The sequence below is a fragment of the Fretibacterium fastidiosum genome, assembly GCF_000210715.1.
Taxonomy (GTDB): Bacteria; Synergistota; Synergistia; order Synergistales; family Aminobacteriaceae; genus Fretibacterium; species Fretibacterium fastidiosum.
This window is the reverse complement of record NC_021038.1, coordinates 105,078-118,863: the sequence shown is the minus strand read 5'-3', so window position 1 is coordinate 118,863 and position 13,786 is coordinate 105,078. Positions and strand designations below refer to the sequence as shown.

Genomic DNA, 13,786 nt, shown 5'->3' with positions numbered 1-13,786 from the left:
CCTTGTAGAACGTGCGGGCCCGCGTGTCCTTCAGGTCCTCCGGCTTCACCCGCCTCTTTCCGTCGAAGAGCAGCACGTTCACCACGTCCGCAAAGACGTCGTTATAGGATTCGAGATGCCTTTCTGTGATGTCCTTCTCCGGCATGACGCCCCCTCCAGTCGTTTATCTTGTCTTCATTATAACAAAACAGCAAAGCCGGATCGTCAATCCAAAAACGCGGCTAAATTGCCGAATCGCCAGGCTGAAAGCGACAGCGGATTGAAAGCGCGGGAAGCGGATCAGCGAGAGGACGATCCCTTCAGCCCAAACAACCCCTCAGTCCCCCCCTTCGGGGAGCCTTCCGGCTGCCGTTCCGTGATGTCCTTCTCCGGCATGACTCTCCCTCCAGTCGTTTATCCTATCTTCAGTTACAGTGACCTACTTAAAGGCATCCACCCAGGCCGTCTCGCGAAAGCCGATCAGCACGATCTCCTCCGTCACCAGCAGGGGGCGTTTCACGAGCATTCCATCGGATGCCAGCAGCCTCAGTGCCTCCTCCTCGCTCATCTCCGGCAGCTTGTCCTTGAGTCCCAGGGCACGATAGTTCATGCCGCTGGTGTTGAAAAAACGCTTCAGGGGCAGAGCGCTTCGTCTCTGCCATTCCTGCAACTCCTGGACCGTCGGGGGCTCCTGAACGATGTCCCGGAACGTATAGCTTAAGTTTTTCGCATCCAGCCAATCCCTGGCCTTTCGGCAGGTGCTGCACCTGGGGTACCACAGAAACAGCATGAGTCGGTTCCTCCTTATGTTCCTGGCAATCACTCGAACCGCAGGGCGTCGATGGGCCTGAGCCGCGACGCCTTCCAGGCCGGATAGAGGCCGAAGAAGACCCCCACGAAGCCGGAGAACCCCGCCGCCAGCGCGATGGCTCCGGACGACACGGAGGTGGGCCACGTGAGGAACTTCGTCACCCCCCAGGACGCCGCCATCCCCAGGAGGATCCCCAGGGCGCCGCCCAGCAGGGAGAGCACCAGCGCCTCCAGCAGGAACTGAAGCCGGATGTCCCTGGCGCGGGCCCCGATGGCCATGCGGATTCCGATCTCGCGAGTCCGCTCCGTGACGGAGACCAACATGATGTTCATGATGCCGATCCCCCCCACCAGCAGGGAGATGGAGGCCACGGCCCCAAGCAGGGCGGACATCACCCAGGTCGACTGCTGCAGGGACTCCACCATCTGAGTCATGTTCCATATCTCGAAGTCGTCGTCCTTCCCCCTGCCGATTCGATGTCGCTGGCGCATCAGGGCCCGGATATCCGCCATCCCCCCCTCCAGCATACTGACGTCCCGAACCTGAATGAGGGCCATGTGGACGGAATCGGCCAACGAGCTGCGCACCAGGCGCCGCTGCGCCGTGGTGATCGGCACCACCACCGTGTCGTCCTGGTCCTGCCCCATCGACCCGCCGCCCTTCGGGGCCAGGACCCCAACGACCTCGAAGGGGATCTTGTTGATCCGGATATTTTTGCCTATCGGGTTCGTCGTGCCGAAGAGCTGGGTCGCGACCGTCTGGCCGATGACGCAGACCTTGGACGCGCTCCGCTCGTCCTCGTCGTCCAGGAGCCGCCCCAGGTAGATGCTGCGGTTGTCGACGTCGAAGTACGACGACGTCGTTCCCGTCACGCGGGACGGCCAGTTCTGGTTCTCGTAGATCAGCTGGCTCGAAAGGTTCACCAGGGGAGCCGCCCGGAGCACCGACCAGCACTCCTCCGTCACGGCCCTCACGTCGGAGAGCGTCAGGCGCGCGCCCCCGCTCTGACGCACGCCGCCCGACCGGGGCGCCCCCGGGCTCAGGATGAGCAGGTTGCTCCCCAGACCGGAGACGAGATCCTGCATCTGAACGGAGGCGCCATTCCCCACGGCGACCATCGCGATGACCGCCCCCACCCCGATGACCACGCCCAGCATCGTCAGAAGCGAGCGCGTCTTGTTCGCCAGGAGCGAGGACAGGGCGGTGCGCAGCGTCTCGAACATCGTTACTCCTCCCTTCCCGAAGCCGTCTCGTCGGAGACCAGGCGACCGTCCTTGAACTTCAAAATGCGCCGCGCGTAAGCGGCGATGTCCGGCTCGTGCGTCACCAGGACCACCGTCTTGCCCTCCCGGTTGACCTCGACGAGAAGGTCCATGATCTCCTCGCTCGTCCGCGTGTCCAGGTTCCCCGTCGGCTCGTCGGCCAGGATCAGGGGCGCCCTGCCGACGAGGGCCCGCGCGATGGCGACGCGCTGCTGCTGCCCACCGCTCATCTGGTTGGGCCTGTGTTCCAGACGGGCACCCAACCCCACGCGCTCCAGGGCCCCGCGGGCCCGCTCGCGGCGCTCCCTGGCGGGGACCCCCGCGTAGACGAGGGGGAGCGCGACGTTATCCACGGCCGACAGGCGCGGCAGCAGGTTGAACCCCTGGAACACGAAACCCAGCTTCCCGTTGCGGACCTTCGCCAGCTCGTCGCCCGACAGGTGCGCCACGTCCCGCCCGTCCAGGAGGTAGCGCCCATCGGTGGGAGAGTCGAGGCAGCCCAGCATGTTCATCGTCGTGGACTTTCCAGAGCCCGACGGCCCCATCACCGCCACGAACTCCCCGTGGGCCACCGAGAAGGAGACGCCATCCAGCGCGCGCAGCTCCACGTCCCCGGTCCGATAGACCTTGACGAGGTCCTCGACCTCGATCAGAGGGCACGCGGCCCTCTCCGAAGCGGCATCCGGGAGGCTCATCGGCCCATCCTCACCACGACGGCCTCACCCTCGGCCGCGACGGCCGCCCCGGCGGTGCTGAAGGCGACGGCCAGCTCCTGCCCCTCCTTGAGCTGCGTGTTCAAGACCTCCACCCACGTACGGTCGCTGATCCCCTGCTCTCCGACGGGAACGCTGCCCACGATCTTCCCGTCCTCTACGACCCACACCACGGGCTCGTCTTCGTCGCCCGAACGGACCCCGTTCCTACGCCGCATCGGGGGCAATCCCATGATCGACCCTTCGCCCTCCTCCTCCTGCTCCGCACCGGAGGCATCGGAGAGGGCCGCGAGGACGTCGCCCGGCGGCGTGAAGCGGAGCGCCGCGGCCGGAACCTTCAGCGCGTCCTTCTTCTCCTCCGTGACGATGGTCACGTTGGCCGTCATGCTGGGCTTCAGCTTCAGCTCCGAGTTGTCCACCCGAATGATCACCGTGTAGGTGACGACGTTGGAGACGACCGTGGACTTCAGGCGCACCTGCGTCACCGTGCCCTCGAACGTCGTGTCCGGCCATGCGTCAAAGCGGCAGATCGCCCTCTGGCCCTCCGCGATGCGCCCGATGTCCGCCTCGTCAACGCTGGCCTCGATCTGCATCCGGGTCAGGTCGCGGGCGATGGAGAAGAGCGTCGGCGTCTGGAGGCTGGCCGCCACAGTCTGCCCCACGTCCACCTTGCGCGCAATGACCACCCCGTCGACGGGCGAGACGATGCGCGCGTAGCCCAGGCTCGTCTCGGCCTGCTTCAGCGAGGCCTTGGCCTGCACGACCTGGGCGTTGTTTTCGGCCAACGAGGCGCGGGCCAGGGAGAGTTTGGTCTCCGCGGCGTCCAGTTCGCTCCGCGCGATCAGGTCCCGCCCCCAGAGCTCCTTGTTGCGCTTGAAGGTCCGGTCCGCATCCGCAACGGACGCCTTGGCGCTCGTCGTCCGGGCCTGGGCGAGGGCGAGGGCGGCCTTCGCCTCCTCAATCCTCGACTGCAGCATGTCGGTGTCCAACATGGCGATCAGCTGTCCCTTGGTGACCCGGCTGTTGTAGTCCACGTAGATCTCCTTGATCGTCCCGGAGACCTGCGTGCCGACGTCCACCATCTCCACGGGGTTGACGCTTCCGGTGGCGCTGACCGTCGCGGAGATGCTCCCGCGCGTCACGGGCTGGGTTCGGTAGACGTACTCCGTCCCCTCGTCCCTGAAGAACCCATACCAGACGCCCCAGGCGATCCCCGCCGCGATGGCTCCAAACGACAGCATCTTAAAAACCTTCATGAACGACTCCTCCGATATCCGCGTCTGTCGAGAACGTTCCAGTCAGGAACGTATCCGTTGAAACTGAAGACGGCCGTCCCGTCCGGGGAGAAGTATAGGGGATGGGCTTCCGACGGACAACGTAAGGATACGCGGAGGGGGACATCGTAGAAATACGCACGCCGTCGGGGTCGCTTCGCCTCCCCTGCAAGGGGAGGTGGTCCGAAGGGCCGGAGGGGTTGCTTTCGCGCTCGACGACACCCAAACCCAAATCCACAGGTAAAGTTTTTAACGTGCGTCGGGAAGCGGTTTTATGCGTTTTCTGCCTCACCTGACGGGTGAAAGCTCAGAATCGGCTTAACCTGTGCGACGACGGGCTTGAGCCTCGATCAAGTCGTCGCAACCTGCGGATTTGGGCCAAACCCGCAGGATTGACTTTTCGTTAACTAAGACTACACTTTATTACATGATGTTTAACCTGGTTTTATGGTTGATTTCAGCGAAGTTTTCGGAAAGGAGATCGTTTGGACGATGAACGAAAGCAGGAAGGCGTCTGCGGGACTTGGCTTCAAGGTGCCCATCTCGGAGACGGCGCTTCTGACCCTCTACTTCAAGGCACAGGAGACGCAGCGGCCCGACCGTCTCATCGAGGACCCCAGGGCGGTCGAGATCTTGGAGAAGCTCGGCGTGGACATGTCCCGCTTCCGGGACAAGAAGATGTCGCAGGTGGGGACGATCATCCGCACGCGCCGGTTCGACCGCGAGACGCGGCGAATCCTTGCGGATTGGGAGAGGCCGGTGGTCGTACACCTGGCCTGCGGGCTGGACGACCGCTTCCTGCGGACGGATTCGGGCAAGGGCGTTCAGGTGGACCTGGACCTGCCGGACGTCATGGAGGTTCGGAAGCGCTTCCTGCCCCCCTCGGAGCGCAACCCCCAGATCGGCGCCTCGATGTTTGAAACCGGGTGGATGGACGAGCTGCTGGAACGCTACCCGGAGCACCGCTTCGCCTTCATCATGGAGGGCGTGCTGATGTACCTGAACGGGACGGACATCGAGGGCCTCTTTCAGAACCTGGCCCAGCGCTTCCCCGGCGCAGAGCTGCACTTCGACTCGGTCTCGACCTGGATGGTCCGTCATTCCAAGATGCACGACTCGATCCGGGAGTACGGGGACGACGTGCGGTTCACGTGGGGGCTCGATGGGCTCAGGGACATCGAGGGCTGGGACCCTGGGCTGAAGTTCGTCGAGGTCGAATACTACATCAACCAGGAGCTGCGCCGCTGGGGCTGGGCCGTCCTGCTGAACCTCATCCCCGCGATGGCCAAAGGGGCCAAGATGCTGCGCTACGACATACGGCAGGCAAACGAAAGAGCATAAAGGCACGTCAGAAAGGAAAACGATCATGCTCAACGGGTCCGGCATCCTCATCGGATTGGCTTCCTTCCTCCTCATCGGCCTCTTTCACCCCATCGTCATCAAGTGCGAGTACTACTTTTCCGACAGGGTCTGGCCGGTCTTCCTCGTGGGGGGCCTCGCTTTTTGCACCGCATCCCTGTTTGCTGAGGACCCCACGTTTTCCGCCATCCTGGGGGTCGCGGGCTTCACCTCGCTGTGGAGCATCCACGAGCTCAAGCAACAGACAAAGCGCGTCGAAAGGGGATGGTTCCCCAGAAACCCCAAGCGCGCGCCCGAAGAATGACCTCGATTCAGGGCGGCGAGAAGATTAATGCCATACGGCAAAGCCCCACCACGAACAGCAACATGAGCAGCCATTCTGCAACCCGGCAGAGCCACAGCAGAAGCGGCACCAAAAGCCCGCCGTTTCGGTTCATTTTTCACAGGGCCTGACGGAACGAGGGGCGGCCTCCACGGTCGGCCGCCACCGTTCCATCAGGCCAGTCAGCGAACATTTCCAAAGCCCTTTTTTGCCCCTCACCGCTTGTCAAGGACCTCCATGATCTCGCCGATGAACTGATAATGAGGCGGGCGATTCGAGTAGATCTCGCGCATGACCTCCGAGTCGAGATGATCTGGATTGAACTGCTCCCAGTACAGCTTTCGGCAGACAAAGGTCAGGTTCGCCTCACGGAAGACGACGCCCTGCCCGTGTCTCTCCGGCGTCAGCGAGGTCATCGCAAATTTATCGCAATCCCGTTTCGATTTCGTTCCGAGCGTCAACAAATCCCTGCGATAGTTTTCCTCAAAGAAAGAAACGGTGAAACAATCGTTTTTCAACAGGTACTCGCTGGTATATCGCAGAGGGTTGACGTAAATCGTCACGATCAGCCGCCCGTCGCTCCTCGATCCCCAGAGGCTGCCAAGGCTGCCCCAGCCGATGGTGCACCCGTCAAAATCCTCCAGGGTGCCCGCCGTCGCCAGCGCCCATTGCTTGTCGAACATGTTGAAAACTTCGTATTGCCTGTCGCGAAACTCCATAAACAATCCCTCGTTTCTTTTTAGAAAATCCCCGTTTTACATGCGGTAAAGCGGGGTCGCCGTGATCCACGATCTCGCTGCGGCCCAGTTCATCTTCGCGATCGCCACTCCACCGCCTCCTCGATAGTTGACCTCACCCAGGTTTTAGGCCCCGTTGGCCGAGCCGAAACTTGAGTAAATATGACAGCTACTGCGTTGTTTCATAATAGATATTACAAACCGGTTGGTGCAATCGGTCAACTGCGCTTTTACTAAAAACGGGTGAGAGAAGATAGTTGGACACGATGACGCAGGCCTGCAAGGAGGCGGATAAGGATGCTCCCGTGATCATGGGGTCCCCGACGTCTCCGGTCTGGAGCACCACCTGAGCGGGAACGTTTAGAGCCGCCGGGCTTCTCCTCGTCGGTGTTGCCCTTCACGCAACTCGATCCCGTTACGGTACTATTACCTTTCGAATCGTCTGTAGAATGGCTCTGAATGGTTTCTTCTCCATCATTTAACATCTTTGAGTCCCCTAACGGGACGGGATTCATTTTCATGAAGTATCGCTGAAGGAGGTTTTTATCGATGTTCAGAACAAGATTGATGCGTGTTTTTACGGTGTTTCTCCTCTGCCTTTCGGTCGTAACACTGACGAGAGCCGCCTCGGCAATGGACTCGATGGAGTACAAGGGGTACATCAACAAGGTGTTCGGTTACTCCCTCCAGTATCCCGATATCTTTTTCGACGGCACCTTCAAGGAGGACGGCAGTGAGGTCGTCATGGAGTCCATCCACAAAAAATATCTTCTGAAGGCATGGGGCCGCGATCTGAAGGGTAAGGAGAACGCCAAGTCCCTCTTGCAGAGCCTCAAGAAGGATTTTGAGAAGAACGGCAACGTCACCATCAAACATTCGGAGAAGCTGAGGAAGAACGCCTTCTCGATCGGCTATACCGACCCCGACGACCGCGATGTGCTGATGGCGCAGTGCTGCGTCGTCAACGGCCGCAGGGCTGCCTTCTTCGTCTTCAAGTACCCGCACGACGAGCACGAGGTGTTCGGCGATATCCTGAGCCGGATGGCGAAGTCCTTCGAGGTCTTTTAAGGAAGCGCCGATTGAAAACCGGCACTTCCCTGTTGCGTTTCGCTTGACGACCAGGCGCTTATCCCACTGGAGGCGCTGAGCGTAACGGCTCGGCGTCTCTACAACGAGGTGCGCGGGACCAACCACGCGGTACCGGACGTAACTTCCCTCCGCGACGAGCGAGGTGGATTTGCGACGCTGGCAAGAGTCGAGCGGCAACGTTGATTGGTTATTCCAAAAGCAAAGAGCTGGCTGATTGTGAACGTCAGTCAGCTCTTTTTATTTTGCCATTATCAAATAACACCGTCCGATTCCAGCCGTAATCGGTAGAAAGGCTTCAGCCATATGGGCTGCTGTTCGATCTCGGAAATCATTTTATGCAATCGCCTTTTCCCGACTCTTTTGTCCAAAATGGCGAAGAGCCGTACTACAGGGTCAGAAGACTGCAAGCTGTCATTGATGCCACTGTTTTGGTAACGATAAAAAGCATCGTAAAAAGCAAATCGCTCGAAGCCGCCCTTATTTAAGGCTTCAAGCTCCATCTGTTCGCCAGATTCTGCATAATCCGTCGGTCTGCCTTTGCTTGCGTTGATTTCGTTCCATGCTTCACGGCGTTTTATCTCTCCGTCGTAGAAGTTGGACTTGAAAATCTCGTTTCCGTCAAGACGGACGGCAACACGCCCCTCCTGGTCATGGGATTCTCTATACCGAGTGACAAAATACTGTACCCTCCCCTTGAGGGAATCACAAATATTCTCATGTTCCAACACTTTACGCATTGCGCTCCAAGAAAGTCCCATTGGCTGTCCCTCTGTATTAGAACATCTGCGATGAAGCGCGTTCAGCACCTTCACCTGTCCAGAACCGGATCGTGGCTCCCCTCATACAAGAGCACCTGTACCCGTCCTGCAGGACGAACGTACCGTCAGCGAACGGTATCGGAAGGCTCCCCGAAGGGGGGACGAGCCCCATTTTAAAATTTTAGGGAAGCGCTGAAGAACACTCTTCGTGTGATACTCCTTGATCGTTTTCAACAACTTTTGAAGATTGATCAGCGCTTCCCTGCCCGTGACACTCCATTTTGGGATCGCTATATCGGAGGGTCGGACGCCGGTCCAGGGCTTTGCGCGTAAGGTTTATTTCGGCTCGACCTTCTTGTAGAACTTCCGCTCCAGGTTGTCATCCACCCTCAGGATGATGCCGGCCTTGTTCAGGGGATTGTGGGTGGCGGGGTCGATGGTGAGCGTCGCGTGGTTCAACTTGAGGTCCTTTGTCCCCTCCAGAGCCTTAGCGATAGCCGGTCCCTCGTCCACGCCGGCACGTCTGATAGCGTCAAAAACCCAATACATGGCGTCCGCTGCCATGGCGGTGCTGACAAACTCCTTGCATACGTCATTGTAGCGTTTTTGAAACCGTTCGTAAATGGGGACCATTCCGGGGTCCTCAAAATAGGTGTGACTGACCCAGTGTGTCCCCTTCATGGCGTCGCCGGCGATCTCGATCATGACGTCGCTGTATCCATCGCCTCCGACGATGCTGCCGTCAAAGCCCAACTCCCGAGCCTGTTTGATAGCCAGACCCATATCCTTGCCCATGCCAGGAAGGAACAGGATATCCGCGCCGGCGGCTTTGATGGTGGTGAGCTGGGCCCGGAAGTCCACGTCATCGCCACGGAAGCCCTCATCCGCCACGATCTCGCCGCCCAGCTTCTCGTAGTTCTTCACGAAAAATTCCCGGAGCCCGTGAGCGTAGTCGGAACCCACATTGTAGAGGATAGCTGCCTTCTTCTTGCCCAGGTCATTGTAGGCCAGGTCCGCCGCCAGCGCCCCCTGATAGGGGTCAGTGAAGCAGATGCGGAAGGAGTAAGGGCGTACGTTGCCCTTGTTGTCCACCGTAACCAGCGGGTTGGTTCCCAGCGTGGAGATTTGGGGCACCTTGCCCCTGGCCACGATGGGCGCTGTAGCGATGTTGATGCCGCTGGACAAGTCCCCCACAATGACGCACACGCCGTCGTTCACGACCAAGCGCCGGGCCGCGTTGACCGCGTCCTCATTGCGCGACTTCGTGTCGTAAACGATGAGCTCAATGGGGCGCCCTCCAAGGAGCCCACCTGCCTCGTTCTGTTCATCCACGATCATCCTGGCCGTCCTGGCCTCGGTTGTACCGGAGGCCGCGTTATCGCCTGTCAAGGGCGCGAGATAGCCGATCTTGATGGGCCCCTCCGCTGCGAACGCAGTCCCTGTCAACGCCCAAACCAATGCCAGCGCTGCTAGTGTTCTCTTCAAACCGTCCACCTCCATTAAATTTTTGAAGCATAGAATAAAACTTGGCTTTACAACTAAACGCAACAGCAGGGGGTGAGAGGAGAAAAAAGGCACCTAGGTGGCAGTTATTCGTGCTAAATGAGTTTCACAAGCACAAACAGCGAAGGAAGATGACACCCAGAGTCTGTCCTTCCTCTAAAAAATTCTGAATGGGAAGGGATAGGTTCTATCTATCTTACAGCAACAGAGCAAGAAAGTATACTGTGTTTTCGTACACAGGGCTGCGGAATTCTAAAGATTGCCGCTACCTTGAGGCGTATCAGGGACACTGTTCCCATTGAGCTTCGTTGAAGAGAGGCTTTACGTCGGAAACTGGAAGGTGGATACCGTTCTGGGCAAGCCGGGGACAGGGGGTCTGGTTACCGTGGTTGACCGAAGGGCTTGCTTGCTGCCCCCTGCGGGGACTGACGGGACAAGATTGCTGCAACTGTTCAGGTTGCCCTGATCCGTCTGCTTGATGAGCTGGTGTGCCGCAGCCTGACGACGGACAACGGAAAGGGGTTTGCGCGACACAAGGAAGTATCTGCTGCCCTGGGGATCCTGTGTACTTTGCCCATTCGCACAGCCCCTGGGAGCGTGGTACGAATGAAAACACGAACGGACTCATTCGCGAGTATTTGCCCAAGGGGATCGACTTCCGAGAGGTTCGGAACGACGATGTTCTGCGGATTGTAGAACGTCTGAGCAATCGTCCCAAAAGTGTCTCGGCTTCCGTTCCCCTAATGAGGCCTTTTTCAATTTACCTGTTGCTTTTAGCTTGACAGTTTAGCGTCGATATAGCGGTCCGCGATTTTGAGACCACTATGCTACTACTTCAACCTTTTCCGAGACGATTAACGGCAAACTGGTACATGACCCGAATACCAGCGATAATCGCTTCATCTGGCACAAAAAGCTGCGGCGAATGAAGGGATTTATGCGTTGCAGCGTTGTCCTTCAAGGCCGTACCGAGGCGGTAGAAAGCGCCTGGAATTTTTTTAAGATAGAGCGAGAAATCTTCGCTGCCCATAGAAGGCTCCTTTAGTTCGCGGATGTGATCTTCTCCGAGCGCTTGCTGCGCCGCTATCTCAACCTCTCTAAGCACCTTCTCATCTGAGATGACGGGTGGAATCCCTGGCCCAGCGAATTTGACCGTCGCGTTTCCCTTATGAGCAATCGCAGTCTGCCTGGCAATGCGTTCCAGCGCTTCTTTGATATAGCTGCGTGTTTCAAGAGTCATGCAGCGCATCGTGCCCTTCATTACGGCTTCGCCTGCTGTGATATTTGGAGCAAGGCCGCCCACGATGGTACCGATAGTAACGACGGAAGGGTCCGTCGGGGACACCTCGCGCGCTACAATGCCCTGCACAGCAATCAGCACTTGTGCTGCGATATAGAGGGCATCCACGCACACCTCCGGATGTGCACCATGCCCTTGTTTACCGGTCACGGTAATAGTAAAGCTATCCGACGAGGCCATCATTGGGCCATGACAAAAAGCAACGTCTCCACATGGGGTCTGAGGCCAGATATGAAGTCCAACAATAGCCTCGGGGATCGGATCCTCAAGAACCCCAGACCGTATGATGGACTCCGCCCCGCACATGATCTCCTCCCCGGGCTGAAAAATCAGTTTTACGCTACCAGCCAGTTTCGTACGTTCCTGCTGCAATGCTTTTGACAGGCCAAGGAGCACGGCTGTATGTACATCATGCCCGCAAGCGTGACAGACGCCAGGATTCAGCGATGGCCATGGATACCCACTGTCCTCCGCCGTGGGAAGCGCGTCGATGTCCGCTCGAAAAGCGATGCACGGGCCGGCGGACGCCCCATGGATCACGGCCGCGACGCCGGTCTCTTTAAGCGGAATGAAATCAGCAATGCCGAACTCCTCAAGTCGCTCACGGATGTATTTTGTCGTTTCAAATTCCTTGAAGCCAAGCTCTGGATGCTGATGAATATGGCGACGCCACCCAATAGCGTCTTTCTCTAGAGATATAAAATCCATGGTGTTTCCCCTCTCGTTCCAGCTGGCCCAACAGCACGAGCTCCTGGCCAATACTACGACAACAGCCCGAAGGTTCCATTTATCGGCTCTCCGGGCTGTTCATTACCCTACCTCTGGGCCATTTCAGTGATCTTCCGATACCTCTCTTCGCCCCAAACCTTCGTGCCCAGCACGTCCCGAACCTTCCGAGTCGCTTCGATAAATGGCTTCAGATCAGGAGTCGTAACGGTCACGCCGGCATCCTTGATGCTCTTGAGCAACTCCACCTGCTGCTGCTCCATCAAGGCCTGAGTCAACTTCTCCGCCTCTGCCTGCGCCTCAATGAGAATCTCCCGTTGTTCCTCCGTCAAGCCCCCGAAGAATTCCTCGTTGATGACGACAAACGCAGGTTTGTTAATGTGATTTGTCATGGCAATGCACTTCTGGACCTCATGAAACCCGGCTGCAACAATCGTCTCAATAGGATTTTCCTGACCATCAACGACGCCGGTCTGCAGAGACGTATAGACTTCGCCAAAGGACATCGTCGTAGGCTGCGCCCCCATAGCAACGAGCGTATCGACGTAATAATCGCGCTCTGGAGAGCGTATTTTCATCCCCTCCAGGTCATCCATTGTATTGATGATCTTGTTAGCGCTGATAACACGCGGTCCACGCGGAAGAAGGCCAAGGATGCGCACACCATAATCGCTCAAGCATTTCTGGTTCCATTCCTTGCCAATATCGCTGTTCAGGATCAGTTTCCAATTGTCAAGGTTTTTCACGAGGTAAGGGAGGCTCAGGTACTCGATCTCCGTCATAGGCGGTTGGCCGCTCGACATCATGTGAATCGTCCCCATTTGGACCTGCTCAAACTGCTCCGTTGTCTTACCAAGCTGATCCGCGGGATAGAGAAACACCTTAAGCTCTCCATTCGTCCCCTTCTCAACGAGCTCCTTAAACTTCTCCATTCCCGTGTAGGCCGCCTCGCCAGAGCTGGCCCAGGTGCTGTAGTGAATTTCCCTGGCGGCAAAAGCAGACGACGCAAAGGACAGAAGGAGGAACAACACGGCTGCTACAGCAACAAACTTCTTATGCATAAGACTCACTCCTTTGATAAACTTACAGCTCAGAGCAATGACTCAATCATTCTCCACAATATGCCCTTCGCCGGATGGCCAACAGGTATTAACGGTCTTCCATTTTTCAACGAGTTTGCAAGCGTTACGGATCACCTCATCAAACAGTTTTTTTCCGTTCTCCGGACTAGCCAACAAGGCGTTACCCATAATACCGTCCGGAGAAATGTCCTCCATGTTCATAAACACGGAAAAGCCAATCCCATCATAGGTGAGTGTCGTTAAGTTTTCCACGTCCATCCCCTGCACCTGACGGTTGATGCGCGGTCTTTCTGGTAAAAGTTCCATGCGCATGTCCTCTGGGTTGAGATACCAGGTCATTGAAGTCAGTGGTTCGGCACCATGAGCCGAGGTTTTGGGATCGTCAAATACGCTCTTACGAAAAGCCGGCGTCAAAAGACTCCACAGGTTCACGTTGGGGATCATGATGCCGCGCTCGCGCAGGATCATCCTGGAAACGCGGTCTAAGAGCGGATTGTTCCCCGCATGTCCGTTGAAGAACATGATACGCTTAATACCATGATCCAGGAAACAACAGCAGATATCCTCCATCAAACTAATGAACGTTTTTGGCTGAAGTGATACCGACCCTGGGAATCCTCGAAAGTACTCGGAGTAGCCAAAGGGGATGCAAGTCGTCATATAGGCCCCTGTCCTTTTCGATACAGCTTTTGCCACTGCCTCAGCGCAACGGTAATCACCTGTCGGAGTATGGGGGCCCTGCTGTTCTGTAGAGCCTAAAGGGATGAGGATTACGGGGTCTTTCTTGAATGCGTTCTCCACCTCTTTCCACGTCATCCGATATAGTTCGTGCTTTTCCATAACTTCTATCTCCTTTCCTACAACCTTCGTG

The 13,786-nt window shown here is 57.7% G+C and carries 14 protein-coding genes; 3 read left to right on the top strand and 11 right to left on the bottom strand.

The window, feature by feature from the left end:
• Positions 1–418: 418 nt before the first annotated feature.
• Genes SY1_RS00560 through SY1_RS00545 form a run of 4 tightly spaced genes read right to left on the bottom strand, consistent with a single transcriptional unit; the run spans position 419 to position 4,021 of the window.
• Entirely contained in the window at positions 419–769 is a 351-nt protein-coding gene (locus tag SY1_RS00560) for an arsenate reductase family protein (RefSeq protein ID WP_015555832.1), read from the bottom strand.
• Positions 770–798: 29 nt separating this feature from the next.
• Positions 799–2,013, bottom strand: a complete 1,215-nt coding sequence (locus tag SY1_RS00555; RefSeq protein ID WP_015555831.1) for an ABC transporter permease — start codon at positions 2,011–2,013, stop codon at positions 799–801.
• Between the two features lie 2 nt (positions 2,014–2,015).
• A complete protein-coding gene (locus SY1_RS00550; RefSeq protein WP_015555830.1) occupies positions 2,016–2,747 on the bottom strand; it encodes an ABC transporter ATP-binding protein in 732 nt (243 codons plus the stop codon).
• Positions 2,744–4,021, bottom strand: a complete 1,278-nt coding sequence (locus SY1_RS00545; protein ID WP_015555829.1) for an efflux RND transporter periplasmic adaptor subunit — start codon at positions 4,019–4,021, stop codon at positions 2,744–2,746. Before SY1_RS00545 ends, SY1_RS00550 begins: the two co-directional genes overlap by 4 nt.
• A 510-nt stretch (positions 4,022–4,531) precedes the next feature.
• Here SY1_RS00545 and SY1_RS00540 point away from each other — a divergent pair.
• Both SY1_RS00540 and SY1_RS00535 read left to right on the top strand, forming a co-directional pair.
• Positions 4,532–5,380 carry a class I SAM-dependent methyltransferase gene (locus SY1_RS00540; protein WP_015555828.1) on the top strand — a complete coding sequence of 283 codons (849 nt, stop codon included), beginning with the start codon at positions 4,532–4,534 and terminating at the stop codon, positions 5,378–5,380.
• 25 nt (positions 5,381–5,405) lie between these two features.
• On the top strand, positions 5,406–5,702 hold the full coding sequence (locus SY1_RS00535) for a DUF4491 family protein (RefSeq protein WP_015555827.1): 297 nt from the start codon (positions 5,406–5,408) through the stop codon (positions 5,700–5,702).
• Between the two features lie 7 nt (positions 5,703–5,709).
• Here the strand turns inward: SY1_RS00535 and SY1_RS12500 are convergent, their stop codons facing one another.
• Positions 5,710–5,835, bottom strand: a complete 126-nt coding sequence (locus tag SY1_RS12500; RefSeq protein WP_279369689.1) for a hypothetical protein — start codon at positions 5,833–5,835, stop codon at positions 5,710–5,712.
• 100 nt (positions 5,836–5,935) lie between these two features.
• On the bottom strand, positions 5,936–6,439 hold the full coding sequence (locus SY1_RS00530) for a hypothetical protein (protein ID WP_015555826.1): 504 nt from the start codon (positions 6,437–6,439) through the stop codon (positions 5,936–5,938).
• 567 nt (positions 6,440–7,006) lie between these two features.
• Between SY1_RS00530 and SY1_RS00525 the strand changes: the two genes are divergently transcribed.
• Positions 7,007–7,525, top strand: a complete 519-nt coding sequence (locus SY1_RS00525; RefSeq protein WP_208872481.1) for a hypothetical protein — start codon at positions 7,007–7,009, stop codon at positions 7,523–7,525.
• Positions 7,526–7,797: 272 nt separating this feature from the next.
• Here SY1_RS00525 and SY1_RS00520 read toward each other — a convergent pair whose 3' ends face one another.
• The 5 genes from SY1_RS00520 to SY1_RS00500 form a co-directional block, all read right to left on the bottom strand.
• A complete protein-coding gene (locus tag SY1_RS00520) occupies positions 7,798–8,304 on the bottom strand; it encodes an SF0329 family protein (protein ID WP_015555823.1) in 507 nt (168 codons plus the stop codon).
• Between the two features lie 336 nt (positions 8,305–8,640).
• A complete protein-coding gene (locus SY1_RS00515; protein ID WP_243440536.1) occupies positions 8,641–9,789 on the bottom strand; it encodes an ABC transporter substrate-binding protein in 1,149 nt (382 codons plus the stop codon).
• Between the two features lie 853 nt (positions 9,790–10,642).
• Entirely contained in the window at positions 10,643–11,815 is a 1,173-nt protein-coding gene (locus SY1_RS00510; RefSeq protein ID WP_015555821.1) for a M20 metallopeptidase family protein, read from the bottom strand.
• Between the two features lie 107 nt (positions 11,816–11,922).
• The gene (locus SY1_RS00505) at positions 11,923–12,894 is read right to left on the bottom strand and encodes a TRAP transporter substrate-binding protein (protein ID WP_015555820.1); all 972 of its coding nucleotides are present in this window, start codon (positions 12,892–12,894) and stop codon (positions 11,923–11,925) included.
• Positions 12,895–12,936: 42 nt separating this feature from the next.
• Positions 12,937–13,755 carry a creatininase family protein gene (locus tag SY1_RS00500; protein WP_015555819.1) on the bottom strand — a complete coding sequence of 273 codons (819 nt, stop codon included), beginning with the start codon at positions 13,753–13,755 and terminating at the stop codon, positions 12,937–12,939.
• Between the last annotated feature and the right edge of the window lie 31 nt (positions 13,756–13,786).